General features: G+C 44.1%; 19 protein-coding genes and 1 pseudogene. 11 read left to right on the top strand and 9 right to left on the bottom strand.

Translation table 11 applies throughout. The annotated features are described in order from the left end of the window. Nucleotides 1–9: 9 nt before the first annotated feature. Both RDK53_RS05025 and RDK53_RS05020 read left to right on the top strand, forming a co-directional pair. Nucleotides 10–366, top strand: a complete 357-nt coding sequence (locus tag RDK53_RS05025) for a cytochrome c3 family protein (protein WP_308513569.1) — start codon at nt 10–12, stop codon at nt 364–366. A 41-nt stretch (nt 367–407) separates the two neighbouring features. Continuing rightward, entirely contained in the window at nt 408–2,051 is a 1,644-nt protein-coding gene (locus RDK53_RS05020) for an aromatic amino acid ammonia-lyase (RefSeq protein ID WP_308513568.1), read from the top strand. Nucleotides 2,052–2,318: 267 nt separating this feature from the next. On the opposite strand, the gene RDK53_RS05015 is transcribed toward RDK53_RS05020, so the two are convergent. Beyond that, nucleotides 2,319–2,684, bottom strand: a complete 366-nt coding sequence (locus RDK53_RS05015) for a hypothetical protein (protein ID WP_308513567.1) — start codon at nt 2,682–2,684, stop codon at nt 2,319–2,321. Nucleotides 2,685–2,885: 201 nt separating this feature from the next. On the opposite strand from RDK53_RS05015, the gene RDK53_RS05010 reads away from it, so the two are divergent. Next, nucleotides 2,886–3,860 (top strand): AEC family transporter, encoded by a 975-nt coding sequence (locus RDK53_RS05010; protein WP_308513566.1) that lies wholly within the window; start codon nt 2,886–2,888, stop codon nt 3,858–3,860. Nucleotides 3,861–3,917: 57 nt separating this feature from the next. Here RDK53_RS05010 and RDK53_RS05005 read toward each other — a convergent pair whose 3' ends face one another. From RDK53_RS05005 to RDK53_RS04970, 8 genes are all read right to left on the bottom strand, one after another. Next, nucleotides 3,918–4,286 (bottom strand): RidA family protein, encoded by a 369-nt coding sequence (locus RDK53_RS05005; protein WP_308513565.1) that lies wholly within the window; start codon nt 4,284–4,286, stop codon nt 3,918–3,920. A gap of 5 nt (nt 4,287–4,291) precedes the next feature. Further along, nucleotides 4,292–5,380, bottom strand: coding sequence for an ABC transporter ATP-binding protein (locus RDK53_RS05000; protein ID WP_308513564.1), 1,089 nt, complete (start codon nt 5,378–5,380; stop codon nt 4,292–4,294). Further along, nucleotides 5,381–7,048: an iron ABC transporter permease gene (locus tag RDK53_RS04995; RefSeq protein WP_308513563.1), complete on the bottom strand. Its 1,668-nt coding sequence runs from the start codon at nt 7,046–7,048 to the stop codon at nt 5,381–5,383. A 72-nt stretch (nt 7,049–7,120) separates the two neighbouring features. Beyond that, entirely contained in the window at nt 7,121–8,110 is a 990-nt protein-coding gene (locus RDK53_RS04990) for an ABC transporter substrate-binding protein (protein WP_277036267.1), read from the bottom strand. A gap of 274 nt (nt 8,111–8,384) precedes the next feature. Beyond that, entirely contained in the window at nt 8,385–8,990 is a 606-nt protein-coding gene (locus RDK53_RS04985; RefSeq protein WP_308513562.1) for an ABC-type transport auxiliary lipoprotein family protein, read from the bottom strand. Nucleotides 8,991–8,994: 4 nt separating this feature from the next. Further along, on the bottom strand, nt 8,995–9,996 hold the full coding sequence (locus tag RDK53_RS04980; protein ID WP_308513561.1) for an MlaD family protein: 1,002 nt from the start codon (nt 9,994–9,996) through the stop codon (nt 8,995–8,997). 3 nt (nt 9,997–9,999) lie between these two features. Then, nucleotides 10,000–10,773 (bottom strand): ATP-binding cassette domain-containing protein, encoded by a 774-nt coding sequence (locus RDK53_RS04975; RefSeq protein WP_308513560.1) that lies wholly within the window; start codon nt 10,771–10,773, stop codon nt 10,000–10,002. Then, the gene (locus RDK53_RS04970; RefSeq protein ID WP_308513559.1) at nt 10,773–11,870 is read right to left on the bottom strand and encodes an ABC transporter permease; all 1,098 of its coding nucleotides are present in this window, start codon (nt 11,868–11,870) and stop codon (nt 10,773–10,775) included. Before RDK53_RS04970 ends, RDK53_RS04975 begins: the two co-directional genes overlap by 1 nt. Before the next feature lie 176 nt (nt 11,871–12,046). Here RDK53_RS04970 and RDK53_RS04965 point away from each other — a divergent pair, with 176 nt between their 5' ends. The 8 genes and pseudogenes from RDK53_RS04965 to RDK53_RS04930 all read left to right on the top strand — a co-directional run. After that, nucleotides 12,047–12,847 carry a ParA family protein gene (locus tag RDK53_RS04965; protein ID WP_308513558.1) on the top strand — a complete coding sequence of 267 codons (801 nt, stop codon included), beginning with the start codon at nt 12,047–12,049 and terminating at the stop codon, nt 12,845–12,847. A 1-nt stretch (nt 12,848) separates the two neighbouring features. Continuing rightward, nucleotides 12,849–13,736, top strand: coding sequence for a ParB/RepB/Spo0J family partition protein (locus RDK53_RS04960; RefSeq protein ID WP_308513557.1), 888 nt, complete (start codon nt 12,849–12,851; stop codon nt 13,734–13,736). Between the two features lie 323 nt (nt 13,737–14,059). Beyond that, a complete protein-coding gene (locus RDK53_RS04955) occupies nt 14,060–14,404 on the top strand; it encodes an ATP synthase subunit I (RefSeq protein ID WP_308513556.1) in 345 nt (114 codons plus the stop codon). A 17-nt stretch (nt 14,405–14,421) separates the two neighbouring features. Next, on the top strand, nt 14,422–15,240 hold the full coding sequence (atpB, locus tag RDK53_RS04950) for a F0F1 ATP synthase subunit A (RefSeq protein ID WP_308513555.1): 819 nt from the start codon (nt 14,422–14,424) through the stop codon (nt 15,238–15,240). 53 nt (nt 15,241–15,293) lie between these two features. Then, a complete protein-coding gene (atpE, locus tag RDK53_RS04945; RefSeq protein ID WP_008810358.1) occupies nt 15,294–15,536 on the top strand; it encodes a F0F1 ATP synthase subunit C in 243 nt (80 codons plus the stop codon). 74 nt (nt 15,537–15,610) lie between these two features. Next, nucleotides 15,611–16,081: a F0F1 ATP synthase subunit B gene (locus RDK53_RS04940; protein WP_066594719.1), complete on the top strand. Its 471-nt coding sequence runs from the start codon at nt 15,611–15,613 to the stop codon at nt 16,079–16,081. A 2-nt stretch (nt 16,082–16,083) separates the two neighbouring features. Beyond that, the gene (locus RDK53_RS04935; protein ID WP_066594720.1) at nt 16,084–16,632 is read left to right on the top strand and encodes a F0F1 ATP synthase subunit delta; all 549 of its coding nucleotides are present in this window, start codon (nt 16,084–16,086) and stop codon (nt 16,630–16,632) included. Between the two features lie 17 nt (nt 16,633–16,649). After that, nucleotides 16,650–17,453, top strand: a pseudogene (locus RDK53_RS04930) (F0F1 ATP synthase subunit alpha); the annotation flags it as partial.

The following is a 17,453-nucleotide window of genomic DNA, read 5'->3' as shown; positions in this document are numbered from 1 at the left end:
GGAATAGATATGAAAACGATTAAAGCCTTACTCATTGTTTGTTTAACAGTATTAACAGTCTCAGTTTCTGCGCAGCAAATGAAGACGCATCATCAAATAATTAAAGATTGCTCTGTCTGCCATACAAAAGAAAATGCCGTAAAAGGGAACGAATTTGTTAAACCGAACAATGCTTCTTGTCAGTCCTGTCATGGAAGTTATGAGGACCTGGGTAAGTTGGTCCAAAACAAAATTAAGGGAGAACCTAATCCTCATACTAGCGCTCACTATGGTTCTGGAATTGAATGCACGGCTTGCCATAAAGAACATAAGCCCAGCGTTGTTTACTGCAACAACTGTCATGAGTTTAAGTACCAAATGAAATGACCTATAGACAGAAAACCTTGAATAAAATGAAGGACAAGATAATGAAACACTCAATACTTTCAATTATGGTTATGTTGGCGGCAACGGCACAAGCAGGCGTAGTTACTTTGGATGGTCATCATCTGACTCAAGAGCAAGCCTGGTCCATCGCTGAAGGAAAAGATACGGTTGAAATATCTCCCGAAGCTTATGAACGGCTAGAGAGATCTCATCAACTTGTGGAATTAGCTGCTAAAGGTGGCACTCCTGTTTACGGATTAACCGTTGGAGTAGGCCTTAATAAAGACAAGCCTCTTTTTTCGGCCAATGGAGAATTATCTCAAGAGGTTCGAGAAGCCTCCAAGGCATTCAATAGGAATGCTTTGAGAAGCCATTCTGCCGGAATTGGTCCAATGGCTGAAGATGTGATTGCTCGACTGCAGCTGGTTATCCGCCTCAATACATTGTTGGCCGGTCAGACTGGGGCGCAGCCTAAAGTTGCTGAACTGTATCGCGACTTTCTAAATAAAGGGATCACGCCGCAAATTCCAGCTCGAGGATCGGTCGGAGAAGCTGATATTACGCTGTCCTCTCATGTAGGAGCAGTGATGATGGGAGAATGGAAAGCTAAAGTGGATGGAAAAGTTGTTAGCGGGGCTGAAGCTTTGAAACTTAAAGGAGTTTCTCCGCTTGATCCTCAAGGAAAAGATGCGCTGGCAATTCTCTCAACCAATGCAATGGCTGTTGCTCAGGTAATGAAAGCAAGGAAGGATGCAAAGGCCTTAGCTGATTTTTCTCCTGCGTTGTTTGCACTAAGCTTGGAAGGATTAAATGGAAATATTGCGCCTGTATTACCGCAGGCAGTTTCTGTCCATCCTTTTAACGGATTAGAAAAAGAAGCCTCTAGGATAAGAGATGCATTAGACGGCTCATATTTATGGAAGAAGAATGAGGAGCGTGCACTGCAGGATCCGCTTTCTTTCCGAACCTCAGTTTATGTTTTGCGTGAAGTTAATCAAGCACTTAACCATTTAGATGAAGAGCTGCAGGTGCAGTTGAACTCTTCCGATGATAATCCCGGAACAATTTTGAATGCGGATAAGAAATACAGTGAGCAAGACCAAGTAGCCATGTATTTTGTCGAAGGAAAGGATGTAAAAGGGGCAATCGTTCCTACGGCTAATTTTGAACCCTTGCCAGTAGCAATCGCCGCACAAAGACTTGGGATCGCTCTTACGCATCTTAGCCACAACAGTGTCCGGAGAACTATTCATTTGTCGGATGATCATTTTACTGGGCTCACCCGCTTTTTGTCGGATCCGAAAAACAAAGGACACGCATTCGGCGCTATTCAGAAGCCGTTTGTAGCTCTGCATAGTGAGAATCAAACTTTGGCAAATCCTGTTTCTTTCTTGGGAACTCCGGTCGCCGGAGATATTGAAGATACCTTCACAAATCTTCCTTTGGTTGCTGAAAGGTTAGCAAAAATTGCGGATAACACTGCCTATATCTATAGCCTGGAATTGCTCCATGCAGCCCAAGCAGTAGATTTGAGAACTAAGCTGAAAGGACAGTTTGCAATGGGCAAAGATTCACAAGAGTTATATAAGCGGTATCGACAGGCAGTTAAGTATGTCGGTGAAGATCGGATTTTTACTGATGATATAGAGAACGGTAAAAATCTGATTATGAATAACTCAAAATAGAAAGTTATAACAATGAGAGGAGATGTCGAATTAGAGACTCTCCTCTTTCGCATTTGACCGAAGAGTGACTTGTGCTGCCGGTACCGACTGAAAACATATCTGAGGAATTAGAAGATATTTTTTTGAACTATTGTTTAACAATATAGTTTGCAAAGAGACCTGATAACCGGTTAGAAGACACGTAGCGTTTTCTGCATTCTCAGAGGATGAACATCGTCTCCTACCTGCCTAATTGAGTATAAAAGTGAGAAAAACTAAAGGCCTTTTTCATACGTGAAGAGGATAATGTTCTTTGATTCTGCCGTTGTAGAACACCACTGAAGAAAGAATAGTTAAAACTCCGCAGGCAATAAGAATTGAGACGCCTAAAGCAAAGGGCATGCCGGATGTAATTCTGCGGAGGTAAAGGTTGTAGGCCGATATAAACCATTCAATACCGAAGCCGATAAGACTTAATTGCCAAAGCCAGCAAACCGGACGGAAAGGAATAATCAGCAGGATAAGTAAGATAACCGGAACAGCTAGCCAAAAATAACTACCCCAAAAATATAAATGGGCCGCAAATAGAATTGCTCCCAAAATCGGAAAAATCAGTCGCCACATATCAGTATTTGTTTGTGAGGCCAGAATCACTACCTCTGCCCTTCTTGGTTCTGTCCGGTTTTATTAAAAAGAATTCCCCAAAGTTTAAAGAGGATCTTTGAGGTTTGCAGGAACAAACTCCTTCTTTTGAGAAATGTTACTCACTCCAAAGTTATGGAATTTCCTGATCTGTTTATCCACAGCTAATTTTTCTAAGTTTTAGACTAACGTAAACATTGGATAAAAAGAAAAATGGAACTCGAACTCCTCTCCCAGTTTCTCTTTCAGTTTGAAAGAAGTTCGCCGTTGTTTCTGCTGATCTTCTTAGGATTTGCTTTAGCTAAATGGTTTGGTTTTAGTAAAGCGGCTGGAAATATCTTGGCTCGGTTTGCTTTCAATATCGCGTTGCCGGCAATGTTGTTTCGCCTTCTTTCAGACCTCTTCACTAAAGAGAACCACGCCGATTTAAGGCTGCTTTTGGCATATTTCGGAGCTTGCATTATCTTATTTTTTATTGGGCGCTTTGTCGCCAAGAGAGTCCTTTCAATGCCTCCGGTAGATTCCGCTATTTTCGGTACCGGATGTGTATTTTCTAATAATGGACTGCTTGGACTTCCATTGGCTATTGCCATGCTGGGAGAAATTGTAACGCCTTCAATTTCCGCAGTTCTGTCGATGAATGCCATGATTTTGTGGACTCTGGTTTCTATTGCTGTGGAGTTTGCTCAACAGACCGGTCATTTAACCGTGAAGAGCTTCCTTAAGACGTTGCTGACCGTTTTCAAGAATCCTCTCATTATCTCCATCTTCTCGGGTGTTTTGTGGAGCTGTACAGGTCTGAAGATTCCATATGTGATCGATGAGCCTTTGCGTCTTATCGGTAATTCAGCAACGGCCATCAGCTTAATTGTTGTGGGAATGGGTTTAGCTGAATATGGCCTTGGAAGCGGTATTCGTAAAAGTATTGTTTTAAGCGGAATAAAGCTCTTTGTGCATCCGGCTTTAATTTTCTGTTTGGCTTGGTTAATAGGCCTTGGACCGGTGGAAACGACTGCCGTAGTGTTCCTTGGCTGCTTACCGATTGGTGTCAATGTCTATTTGATGTGCAAGCAATTCCATGCTGCAGCTGACATTATTGCCAATGCCATGATAATTACGACTGTGATGTGCTCCTTCACTATTCCGTTAGCCGTAACCGTGCTAAGACATTTCTTTCCTATGACCTAACGAAAAAGGCCTCTGAATCGAGAATTCAGAAGCCTTCTAAAGGAAAGAACAAAAAGTTTACTCGGGCATTTCAGCCATGAGTTCAACCTCAAGTTTGTAACCGAAATGAAGTTCCTTTACAGGAACGACAACGCGCGCAGGACGATGGTTTCCAAACGCTTTAGCATAGAGCTCATTAATACGGGGCCAATCGTTGATATCCGCAACGTAGACGCGGCAATTAACAACGTCTTGAAGAGATACGCCGGTGAACCCTAAAACCTCTCTAATGACCTTGAAAACAGCTTCAAATTGATCGTCTAATGAGTCCTGCGGCTTTACCAAGTTCGGCAGAATTCCGGACATATAGAGCTGTCCTTTGGAAATTACGGCATGAGAGTAGTGACCGTTCGGAGGTGGCAAATTGGGAACAATAATTTCACGCATGAGGTTTATTTCCTAATAATGACTCCGGCTTGCGGAACAAAAGATGCTTCCCGTTCGAGACCTACGTCTAAAATCTTCATGCCCGGTAAGAAAGGAATGCCCATGGAATAAGTCTTGTCGGTAATGCCTTGAACTTGAACGTGATAGTCAATCTTGTCTCCTTCAAAGAGAGTATTCACGATCTTTACCGGAATAGCATTCTCAGAGCCGGAGGCAAAAGAAAGATTTTCCGGACGAACAACCAATAAAGCTTCTTTGCCGACTTCCGGAGGATTTTGCTTTCCTAGACGGGCTTGAATATTTCTGCCGTTAACGTTGAAAATGCCGTAGTCTCCGTTCTTGCTGACGAGAGTGCCGGGGATGAGGTTGGCCTGACCAATGAAATCCGCAACAAAAGGAGAAGCCGGATCGTCATAGAGGTCAAACGGAGAACCTAACTGTTCAATGTGACCGCGCTGCATAACCATGATGCGGTCGGACATGGTCAGAGCTTCTTTCTGATCGTGGGTAACGTAGAGGCAAGTCAGAGAAAGATCTTTCTGGATGCGTCTGATCTCAGTTCTCATGTGCAGTCTTAACTTAGCGTCCAAGTTAGAAAGCGGTTCATCCATGAGAATGATTTTTGGTCTGAGAACCAATACACGAGCTAAAGCAACGCGCTGCTGTTCGCCCCCTGAAAGCTGGTTAGGATAGTTCCCTTCTGCGTTTTCAAGGCCGACCATTGCTAAGGCTTCATGGACTTTTTTCTTGATGGAGTCAGTGGTCTCGCGTCTGATCTTCAGGCCGTAGGCAACGTTGTCAAAAATCTTCATATGCGGAAAGAGCGCATAGTTCTGGAATACGAATCCCATGTCTCTTTCATTTGCCGGAACTTTAGTGATGTTCTCACCGTCCAATAAAATTTCACCGCTGGAGGGCGTCTCAAAGCCGGCGATCATTCTAAGAGTCGTCGTTTTTCCGCATCCCGACGGCCCGAGGAATGTTAAGAATTCACCGGTCTGAACTTCCAAATCAACCGAAGAGACCGCCGTAAAATCTTTTCCGTCTTTAATGTAATGGCGGGAGATATTTTGTAAACAAAGGGCAACTGACATTTAGCGGAGACCTCCGGTTGAATTACCTACAGGGCAGACAGTCTTCGCAATTAAAGACATAACGCCTGAAGCAATGAAAACAATAATAATGAGAACGATAGAGAATGCACAGGCCTGAGCAAATTGCAGCTCAGTCATACATTCAAGAATGCGGGTCGTGATAAGAGACCAGTGAACCGAGACCAAGAAGATGGTCGCGCTGATGGCGGTCATGGAGTGGATGAACAAATACTTCATACCTGCCATTACTGCCGGCAATACCAAAGGAACGGTAATTCTCCAGAACGTATAGGCTGAAGAGGCGCCTAAGCTGGTGGAAGCTTCTTCAATGGATGGATCAATCTGAGTAAGAGAAGCAATCACGTTGCGGATACCGGCTGATGAATAACGGAACACATAGGCTGCGATAAGAATATAGACGGTACCTGTTAACACGATTGGTTTGTCGTTAAAAGCAATAATGTAAGCAATACCGACGACCGTACCCGGAAGCGTGTAGTTCAGCAGGGAAATCGTTTCTAATGTCTTATGGCCTTTAACTTTAAGCCACTTAGTGACATAGCCGATTAATACGGCAAGCAGTCCGCCGATCGGAGTGCCGACGCAGGCAATAATCAAAGTATCTTTAATCGCCTTGCTGCCGAAGGTAAAGACGTAATGGTAGTTCTCGAATGTCAGAGAGTTATCCACACCCCAAACCTTGATGAGCGAACCGATGAGAATAATGGAATAAAGATACAGAACAAAAGCCGAAATAAAGGTCACGGTGCCGAGAACGACGCCAGTAATAAGCGCACCCGGGCCTTTGATGGAGCTTCTTCCGCCTGCTTTACCGGTAACGGTAACGAAGCTTCTGCGGCTGACCCAGAAATTCTGCAGACCGTAAACAATCAAAGCGGGAATAATGAGCAGGAAGGACAATGCAGCACCGCCCTTGAAGTCATACATACCGGTAATCTGCAAGTAAGCTTGTGTCGGCAGAACCGGGAATGAGTGACCGCCTAAAACCTGCGGTGTGGCGAAGTCTGCCAGTGAGCAGGAGAATACGAGCAGGAAGGCGTTGGCTAAACCGGGAGCTGCTAATGGGAATGTAACTGTTCTAAAGACATTAAATGGAGAAGAGCCTAATGAATATGCTGCATCTTCCAAGTTCGGATCAATTCTTAAAAGAATTGTCGTCAGTGTCATGAAGGCAATCGGGAAATAAGTCAGAGTTTCTGAAATATAGGTGCCCCAAAAGCCGTAGAAATTAAAGTTGTCCAGGCCGAAGAATTGAAGCAAGATGCCGTTTGGGCCTAAGGAGAGAGTTAAAGCGATGGAACTGGTGAAGGGAGGTGAAATAAGCGGAAGAAGTGTTACCGCTGAAATCGCGAATTTTAACCAGCCCGGCATGGAAAGCCGAGTCACCGCAAAAGCAAAAATAAAACCGATGATGGTTCCGGTCAGACCGACTGCTGTCGCTAAAACAATACTGTTGACGATGGCCCTTCTGTCGTACCAGTTGTCCAAGAAGGGTTTTAAGTTGTCAAAGGTAAAGTGTCCGTCAACCCAGAAAGTAACCCCTAATAAGCGGACTAATGGGTAGACGACAAAGACACCCATGGCCATCCATAAGGCAAAAACAGTAAATTTGGTTACCAGATCATTTTTTTCAGAGCTTTTGACCATGGGTTTGCTGCCTATGTTTAAGGGCCCCCGAAGGGGCCTTAGTTTTAAGAATTAAGTAAATCAATATGTTGATTACTTAATGACTTCGTTGATCCAGCGGTTTGTATATTCTTTTCTCTTTTCGCCTTTCCAAGTTGTGTCAACGTCTTTGAGGTTGATCTTGGAGAGGTCAAGAAGCGGATTGGAAGTCTTAACGTCGTTGCGTGTAGGAACGTAGTTGATCTTGTTGGCAACGATGAAGTCTGCGAATTTCTTGCTGGCAGCCCAGTCAACGAACTTCTTAGCGGCGTCCAGGTTCTTAGCACCCTTGACGATACCTGTTGCTTCGATACCGTAGGAGACACCGTCTTCCGGATAGGTGATAACAACCGGATAACCCTGTTGCTTAATATCTAAAGCGTCAACAATGTAGAAGATACCGGAAGCGCATTGACCGGTAGCGATTGGCATGGCACCGCCCGCACCGCTCTTGGTGTACATCTGGATGTTGCCGTTAAGTTTCTTCTGATATTCAAAGGCAGGATCTTCGCCTTTAACCTTAACTAAAGAGTAGATGCGTTCTGTAGCGGTTCCGGAAGTTCTGGCATCGGCCATCTGAAGGTTGTTTTTGTACTTCGGATCAAGGAGGTCATCCCACTTTGTAGGAGCCTGCATCTTGTTCTTTTCCAAGAACTTAGTATTAGTTAAGAAGCACAGAGGAATAATACCGATACCGGTCCAGCGATTGTCTTTGTCTCTAAGATTTGCAGGGATAGCATCGGAATCTTTTGGTCTGTAAGATTCGAAAATCTGATCTTTAGCGCCTGCAGCATATGTATCGGCAGGACCGCCAAGCATAACGTCAACCTGAGGGTTGCCCTTTTCAGCTGTCAATCTTGCCAAGGCTTCCCCTGAGGAGAAACGCAGGAAGTTAACTTTGATTCCGGTATCTTTAGTGAATTCAGCAAATACCTTGGATGCGTACTTCTCAGGCATGATGGAATAAGCGTTGAGAGTTTCTGCTGCGCTGACAGAACCAGCAAGGAAGCAAACAGACAACGCTGCTACACTAAATAATTTCATATTGAAGCCTCTTTAAGAGTTGAAAAAAAGCAGAATGTCACAAACTGTTATTCTATAGTCACTTCCATGCCTACAAAAGAGGGAGAACCTTGTCGGCTCAGTATTTTTGAGAATTTTTTTTGCTTTTTACGAACTTGGAGAATTCTTTTGTTGCCTCCAAACAAAACTCTTTATGTTTTGGTTTCGTCTAGTGGCTGAATAAAAATTTATTTCTATAACTCATATAAAAAGGCCGTTCAACCGAAAATTGAGCGGCCAAGATGATTATTAGGCATTACTTGATGAATTTATGGTTCAAGTCTTGGGTGAGCTTCTCGAATAAGTTGTTAAAGCCAACTGAGTAGCTTTTGATCAACGCGGGGATGCTTTCCTGCTCGATCGGGGTGACTATCCGATAGTGTTTGTTGAATACCAGTTTGTCATTTGAAGCTCTCGTTACTGATACATCCATCGAAATAACTGTATCTCCCGGCTGCTGAACTGAAGCATTGGCAAAAAGTTCAGAGATATAGATAGTCATCTGATAGTCCGGAGATGCAAGACTGTTTGGAGCTAAAACCATACTCCAGGGACCTGTCTTATCGAGCCATTGCCTTAGGTCATCACCGATAATATCGTTGGGAGAAGCCACTAAGCGATTGATATTAGTTGCATAAAAGCGGTTGTCTTTGCCCTTGATGTACAGCTTAGGACTGTTGTAAGGCGTTGCAATATCCGGCAGGTTGACTCTGACGGATGCAGGAAGCTTCTTAGAAGAAATAACAGTCGCAGGAGGAGTCAAAATTGAAAAATCGTAATAATTCAAAGGAGGTCTGTCCGGAAGAATCGAACATCCGGCAAGAAAAGCAAAACTGGCAGCTAAAGTTAATTTCTTAATCATTTTCTTATTTCTCCCCTGTTCTTAACACTTTTTCTGTAGAGCTCTTCGGAGGGACAAAGAGAGCACTTGGGTCATTGACCAACTCACGGCTCAGACTTTGAAGATTTTGAGTAATTCGGTTGATATTGGCAATAATCTGCTGAACTTCGTACTGATTATTGCCGACCAAGCCGTTAAGCCGTTGAGAAAGTTGCGTAAGGCTATCGACGAGTTTGCGTGTATTGGTCTTCTGAGCCATAGTTCCGAAATTCTTGGCGGCAGCGTCTAATTGACCAATAAGTTCGTTCAGACTTTGAATGTCGATTTCTGAAATCTTGGTATCAGTGTTCGTCAGTAAAGTATTTAAGTTGGTTCCGATGTCTTGAACGGTAGAAGCATTGATGCTTTCTGCAATTCTGTTCAAATTGACTATAAGAGAATTAATTGCCGGTAACGTGTTGGAAACATACTTCTCGATATCCATCTCATCTAAGCCTGCAAGGAAATTTTTAACGTTTTCAATAACTTCATTGCTTAAGCTCGGAGCCGATGGGATGTATGGATATTCAGGGTGCCAGGTAAAAGAAATGCTGTCAGCAGGATACTTTTCAGGATCTAAAAATTCCAAGGAAATATACAGAGAGCCTGTGATACCGGCTAACTGAGTTTGGGCTCGCAGCCCCTCTTTTATATAGGTGTTTAGTTCTTGATGGACACTGTCGGACGGCAAATTAAGCTGCATTCTGACTACGGCCACTGAGTTCAGATTAGAGATTACATCTTGTGCTGACTTCGGGTACGCTTCCGTGGATAGAAGAATCTCTTTCACCTCGCCTACTTGGATGCCGCGAAATTTAACCGGAGAGCCGACTTCTAATCCGCTGATAGAGTATTTAAAGTAAGTTTCAGTGATGGTCTTGGGTTTAGTAAGAGAAGGACCTACAAGAACGACTACAGCGGCAATAATCAAAAGGACAGCGGCGATAACAAACAACCCTAATCTAAATAATTTTGTATTGTTATTCATAGATTATTCCTCACCGTCCGGTTGTGCGTTAAAGAACTGGCGAACTCTCGGATTGGGAGAGTGCTCCCTCAATTCTTCAGGAGAACCGTCGGCAATGATGGATTTGCTGACAGGATCCAGCATGAGGCAGCGGTCGGCAATCCGGAAAATACTTTTCAGCTCGTGGCTGACTATTACAAATGTACAGTTCAAATTTTTTCTTAACCTAAGAATTGTTTCATCAAGGTTGGCAGCAGTAATAGGGTCCAGACCTGCGCTCGGCTCGTCCAGAAGCAGAATTGTGGCTCCTAGCGCAAGCGCTCTGGCAATACCAGCCCTTTTGATCATGCCCCCTGAAAGTTCCCCAGGCATCAGGTTGGCGGCATGAGGCATTTCCAGAGCGGCTAAAAGCATCTGAGAAGTCAGGTTCTTGGCCGCCATTGGAAGCTTTGTAAATTGGTCCAGCGGAAAACGGACGTTTTCTAAAACCGTTAGCGAACCAAACAAAGCTCCGCTCTGATACATGATCCCCAGACCTCTTTGGATTTCAGCTATCTTTTCTTGATCAGAGTGAATGATGCTTTCCCCTCTGATTAGGATGTCGCCAGCCATCGGTGGGTTAAGACCGATAATTGTTTTCATCAAAGTGGATTTACCGCAGCCGGAGCCTCCCATGATAAAAACGATTTCATTTTGCAGAATATCGAAGCTGACGTTCTCCAACAGAATCTTCCCCGGCCACCCCATGGTCAGGTTTTCGACCCGAATAACTGATTTTTTATTGTTTTCTATCATCATCAGAAACCTAGTCTGTTTGCCAACAAAGCCGCAACGCCGTCAATGACGACAATCCATACAATGCTGCGAACCACAGCTTTGGTGGTCGAGATACCGACTGCAGCTGCGCCTGCTCCCGTATTCATCCCGCATTCGCATCCGATTAAGGCAATTACATAGCCGAAAATAACAGCTTTACCCAAACCAAAGAAGATGTCCCCGAGAGTCATCGAGCCTACCAACTGTACGTAGAACTGCATCGGCGTAATGTCGTATAGACCCATGACCAACGCTCCCCCGAGAATCCCGGTAAGTGAAGCAAAAACTGATAATAGGGGTACTACCACGGAGGATGCTAATAAGCGGGGGACCACTAAAAAGTGCATTGGGTCTAACCCAAATGTGGTTAAGGCATTGAGTTCTTCATTAACCTTTTGGGTTCCTAACTGAGCAGCGAAGGCGGAGCCTGAGCGGCCGGCAAATAAAATGGCAGTCATTAGAGGGCCGAGCTCGCGGGTAACGGCAATGCCGATTCCGTTGACCACAAAAATAACGGCACCGAAAATCTGAGCGACCAAAGCAGTTTCAAAGGCAATAATCACACCCATTAAAAAGCCGATTAGGCACACAATCCCGACAGCGTTGCTTCCGGTGTCGTCGCTGACGCTGAGAATTTCTTTTAGCCGGAAGCGCTGAGGATGGATAAATAGAGAGCAGATGGCGCAAAGACTCTCTCCCAAGAAAGTTAAGCTAGCTTTGGTTCCTTGAAGGAAAGTATTTAGCCAGGCACCGCAGGCAACGATAAAGCCTTCTCTTTGCTTAGGAGCTGGAGGTTGAGCCGTAAGATTTTTAGTCATCGTGACATACACTTGCTGTATGTCTTGAGGAGTGTTAATCAGCTTGACGTTGGGGCCGGCGTGGTTAATTTGAAATAATAGAGCGATGCCGGACTCGTCACAAATCTTGACATTTTGAGCGTTGAATACAACAGGTTTAGAAGAAGGGGAAATAACTTTGCTCCAATATTGGTTAGAGCAAGCCGCTGTCAGTTCGGCAGGCAGCATAATCTCTGCTGACGCTTGCGTGCTGCCGTTTGAATTAGCGAGTGTCTGATCCATTTTCTTACCGTTCTCGAACAAGTATTGAGTTCTCAAAATATTCGAATCGTAATACTTGCCTCCTGCGAGTTTTCTAAATTAACTTAAAATAGCCGTGCATAAACAGTACACTAAATAATTTCAGATTGCGGGACGTCGTCCCCAACTAGGTCATAAACAAGGTCAGGAAGAGGTAAATGGCAAAGATTTATAGCGTCGCTAACCAAAAAGGCGGCGTCGGAAAAACAACTACAACCGTCAACCTAGCCGGCGCACTTGGCAAGCTAGGTTACAAAGTCTTGCTTGTTGATTTGGACCCGCAAGGAAATGCAACAACCGGGAGTGGCTTAGAAAAAAATACCTTAAATCTTTCTGTTTATGACGTTCTGAATGAAGATGCCTCTATCTCGGATGCAATTCAATATTCGGAAGCTGCGGGGTACTCTGTTTTAGGTGCAAATAGAAGATTAGCCGGTGCGGAAGAAGAGTTGCTTCAGTGTTCTGACAAAGAACTCAAGCTTCGGAAAGGATTAGAGCAAATTCAAGATCAGTACGATGTGATTTTGATTGATTGCCCTCCTACCCTTTCTATTTTGACGATCAATGCCTTCTGCGCTTCCAACGGTTTGATTATTCCGATGACTTGCGAATATTTCTCTTTAGAGGGGGTCTCTGACCTGGTCATCAGTGTGAAAGCCGTGAGAGAACAGGTTAATAGTGACTTAGTAATTACCGGTCTTCTTAGAGTGAAGTTTGATCCTAGAGTCACGCTCCAGAAAGAAGTAAGTGAAGAGCTTATTAACTTTTTTGGAAAACGAGTCTACGGTACCGTTATTCCAACAAATGTCAGACTTGCCGAAGCTCCAGGTTACGGTTTGCCCGGAGTTCTGTACGAACCGAGTTCTAGAGGCGCACAGGCTTATACTAGTTTTGCGGAAGAATTCGCAAAGAAAGAGAATTTGAAAAAGAGAAAAGCTTTAAAGAAGAAGGAAGCTTGAGATGACACCTAGGAAAACAAAAGGGCTTGGTAAGGGCCTCCCTAGTATGTTTGGGGTGAAATCCGTTGCAGATGTTTTAGAACCCAAAACTCCTAACGGAGATGTTCAGAAACTTCCTTTAGCAAAACTTCATCCTGGTAAATATCAGGCAAGAAAGATTTTGTCTGAAGAAAGCATTCAAGAATTGGCTCATTCCATTCAGGAAAAAGGAATTATTAATCCGATTGTTGTTCGTAAGGTAGAAGAGAACTCTTACGAGATTCTTGCCGGAGAAAGAAGATTTAGAGCTGCTACTCTGATCGGTCTAAAAGAAGTGCCGGTCTCTATATTGGAGGTAGGTGATGAGGATGCCTTAATTATCGGTCTTATCGAAAACCTTCAAAGAGAAGATCTCAATGTAATCGATGCAGCTTGGGGTGTCCAGAGACTGATCCAAGAATTCAATTTCAGCCATGAACAAGCTGCTCAAGCAGTCGGCCGTTCCCGATCAGCCGTTTCCAACTTAATTCGTCTTCTTAGTCTGCCGGAAGAAATTCAAACTTACCTAAAAAACGGGGAGCTGGATATGGGACATGCGCGTGCCCTGCTTCCTCTAGAAAAAGTAGAACAAATTGAGCTGGCTGAAGAAATCATTAAAAAAGGTTTATCGGTAAGGCAGGTCGAAGCCTTAGTAGAGAAAATCAAGAAGCAGAAGGAAGAGCCCGAAACACCAGCCGAAGAAGGGGAAATCATACTTCCGGACTTCACAAAATTCGAAAAACAGCTAGGAAAGCTCTACGGAACTCCGGTTAAATTGTCAGCAAATGCAAAAGGAAAAGGCAAAATTGTCTTGAATTTCGCCAATAAAGAAGAGCTTATGGCTTTATTGAAAAAGTTAAATAAGAAATAATCTGAGCTAGTAGGGCTGACGAAATCTGAAAGAGACAGCCAATTTGTCCCTCTCTTAAGATTCTAAAAATCTTCTAAAGTCCAAGGGATATATAAAGTTTGGAACGACCCCTCTGGGGTAAATAATGACGGCTATGAAAAAGAGATTTTAGGGACAGATTTATTTAGTCCACAAAATTTTAAGTATTTTTCACTAGGTCATTTTCCAAGAGGTCATTAAAACGGATGATATGCCGCTTTTCTAGGTTGCCTAACTGAATTGGGTTCATTACAATGCGCACAAATGAAAAATAGCGTAACTGAATTAATTGAAATTTCTGCCAAATGTTTGCTTTAAGGCGTGTTGTATTTTGGCAGTTTTTTGTATGCCTTTCTTGTTCGTTACTTTTCTGGATCTTCTCGGGAAGAAATAGTGGGTTATCTGCTTTATGCGGAGGGGCGGTTTGTGCGTTCCCTTCGTTACTTGTGATCCTGATGATGTGGGTCACGAGAAATGCGAAAGCCTCTCCTTTCGGGATTTTCTTGTATGAGTTTTTTAAAGTCACGATGATTATCTTCGGATTTTTGATTGTGGCGATGTTTTATAAGAATTTGGACTGGCTCTCGTTCATTATCAGCAGCGGAGCGGTTCTTTTAAGTCATGTTTTTGCTTTAGCTAGCAGAAAGTAATTGAAGGATTGATAACCATGGCAGGCTCGGCTACCGAATATATCCAGCACCATTTAACCCATCTATCCACTGTCAAGCAGCAAAGTATTGTTGACTTCTCCGTCTTCAACTTTGACACCGCAGTATTTTCTATTTTGATGATGGCGTTAGCACTCGGTTTACTCTATATGGCTGCCCGTAAGGCAACTCCAGGAGTCCCGGGCAAATTCCAATGCGCAGTAGAAATGCTTGTTGACATGGTTTCTGAACAAGCCAAGTCCATTGTCCATGGAGACAGAACCTTTATTGCTCCTTTAGCCTTGACAGTTTTTGTCTGGGTAGCATTTATGAATGCGATTGACTTGATTCCGGTTGACTTGTTCCCGTCTATCGCCAGTGCATTCGGTATCCATTATCTCCGTCCGCTTCCAACCGCTGACCTTAACGGCTCTTTAGGCATTGCCTGCGGTGTATTGATTTTGATGATCTATTATGGAATCAAGGTCAAGGGACTCAAGGGCTTTAACAAAGAGCTCTTCACAGCTCCATTCGGAAATCATCCGCTTTTGTGGCCATTTAACTTCCTTCTGAATTTGATCGAATACTTAGCCAAAACAGTCTCTCTCGGCATGCGACTTTTTGGAAACATGTATGCCGGTGAGTTAGTTTTCTTCCTTATCGCTTTGCTTGGCGGTTTGTGGGCAGGTTTTGACGGGTTAAGTATTTTCGGTGTGGTTGGACACTTCATTGCCGGTTTGTGCTGGCTGCTCTTCCACATTTTGATTGTTTTGCTTCAAGCCTTCATTATGATGATGTTGACCTTGGTCTACATTGGTCAGGCCCATGAAGGACATTAATTTTCTTTTCTTTCTTTTGATTTGTTTACGTCATATTTAACAAGGAGTTCGTTATGACAAACGTCGCTTATGTTGCCTTAGCTTGTGGCCTTATCATTGGCTTCGGTGCTTTTGGTGCTTGTATCGGTATCGCTATCATGGGTAGCAAGTACCTCGAAGCTTCTGCTCGCCAGCCAGAGCTTATCAACACATTGCAGACCAAGATGTTCCTTCTCGCTGGTCTTATCGACGCCGCCTTCTTGATCGGTGTTGGTATCGCCATGATGTTCGCTTTCGCAAATCCTTTTGTCGGCTAACCAGCTTTACTTTGCGCTTAGGTTTTCCAGACAAACTGCAGTTCTGTAAAAGAATTGCTTAAAGGGATCGAAAAATGAACATTAATGCAACACTGTTCGTACAGATGGCTGTGTTTTTCGTTGGTGCTTGGATCACCATGAAATACATTTGGCCACCGCTCAATCGAGCAATCGAAGAGCGGCAGAAAAAGATTGCCGATGGTCTTGCAGCAGCCGATCGCGGTGAGCATGCTCTCGAAGAAGCCAAGAAACAAGGCGCTTCTATCGAAGCTACAGCGCGCCAACAATCTCAAGTGATCGTTGCTCAAGGCGAAAAACGCGGTCAGGCAATCATTGACGAAGCTAAAGCTCAGGCACAGGTTGAAGCCGACAAGATCATTGCTGCTGCCAGAGCCCAAGCTGCTCAAGAAATTCAACAAGCCCGCGAGCAATTGAAGGACCAAGTTGCGCATTTAGCAGTTACCGGTGCTTCTCAGATTTTAGGTAAAGAAGTCGATGCTAAGGCTCATCAGCAATTGCTAGACCAACTTAAGGCGAAACTGTAATCATGGCTGAAATCTCAACTATTGCACGTCCCTATGCAGAAGCTCTTAATGCAGCTGTTATGGACAGTAAGGAAGAGGGTCTGGCTGATAAAGTCTTGCTTGCTCTAGAAACTCTCGATCAGATAGTTGTTGATCCAGCATTGCAAGATTTAATCAATGACCCTCAGGTGGGTTCTGAACAAATCTACAGTTTATTGCGCGGCATGCTGCCTAAAGAGATTCCCTCTGAAGCTATCCGGCTTTTGAAACTCTTGATAGAGAATGGCAGACTTGAGGCGTTACCGTCTATTACCGAGCAATTCAAAAACCTTCTTCATCAAGACAGATCTGAAGCAGAAGTATTGATCGAAACTCCTTTCCCATTAAGTCAGGAAGAGGTCGATTCTTTAGTTAAAGCCTTGGGCAACAAGTTCCCTGGTTTGAAATTGCTTCCAAAGATCGAGATTGACAAGTCTCTTATTGGTGGAGTGAAAATCTCTGTCGGAGATAAGGTACTTGACGGAACAGTTAAGGCTCGTCTTGCAGAAATGCATGCAGCCCTCACAAGTTAATAACGGAGTTTTAAGCTATGCAACTCAATCCGAGTGAAATTAGCGAGCTGCTAAAGCAGCGAATCGAAGGGATGGGTCTTAATACCAACCTTCGTACGGAAGGCACAGTTGTTTCTGTGACTGACGGTATTTGCCGTGTTCACGGTCTTTCTGACGTGATGCAAGGCGAAATGCTTGAATTCCCAAATAACACTTACGGTCTTGCTCTTAACTTAGAAAGAGATTCAGTCGGTGCTGTTATTCTGGGTAGCTATGAACATATTTCTGAAGGCGACATCGTTAAGACAACAGGTCGCATTCTTCAGGTTCCGGTCGGCCCGGCTTTGATTGGCCGCGTTGTCAACGCTCTTGGTCAGCCAATCGACGGCAAAGGCCCAATCGTTACCGACGAGTACGACGTTGTAGAAAAAGTTGCCCCTGGCGTTATCGACAGACAGTCCGTTAGCCAGCCGGTTCAGACAGGTTTGAAGTCAGTTGACTCCATGGTTCCAATCGGACGCGGCCAACGTGAGTTGATCATTGGTGACCGTCAGACTGGTAAGACAGCCGTTGCTATCGATACCATCATCAACCAGAAGGGTAAAGACCTTATCTGTATTTATGTTGCTATCGGTCAGAAGGCTTCTACTATCGCCAACGTAGTACGTAAATTGGAAGAATACGGCGCAATGGATTACACCATCGTCGTTGCCGCTTCTGCATCCGAATCTGCTGCTATGCAGTACATTGCTCCGTACTCCGGCGCAACAATGGGTGAATACTTCAGAGACCGCGGTCAGGATTCCTTGATTGTTTATGATGACTTGACCAAGCAGGCTTGG

Source organism: uncultured Turicimonas sp., from assembly GCF_902477955.1.
Classification (GTDB): domain Bacteria; phylum Pseudomonadota; class Gammaproteobacteria; order Burkholderiales; family Burkholderiaceae_F; genus Turicimonas.
Note: the sequence above shows the minus strand (reverse complement) of the source record. Positions and strands in the feature narration are given on the sequence as shown.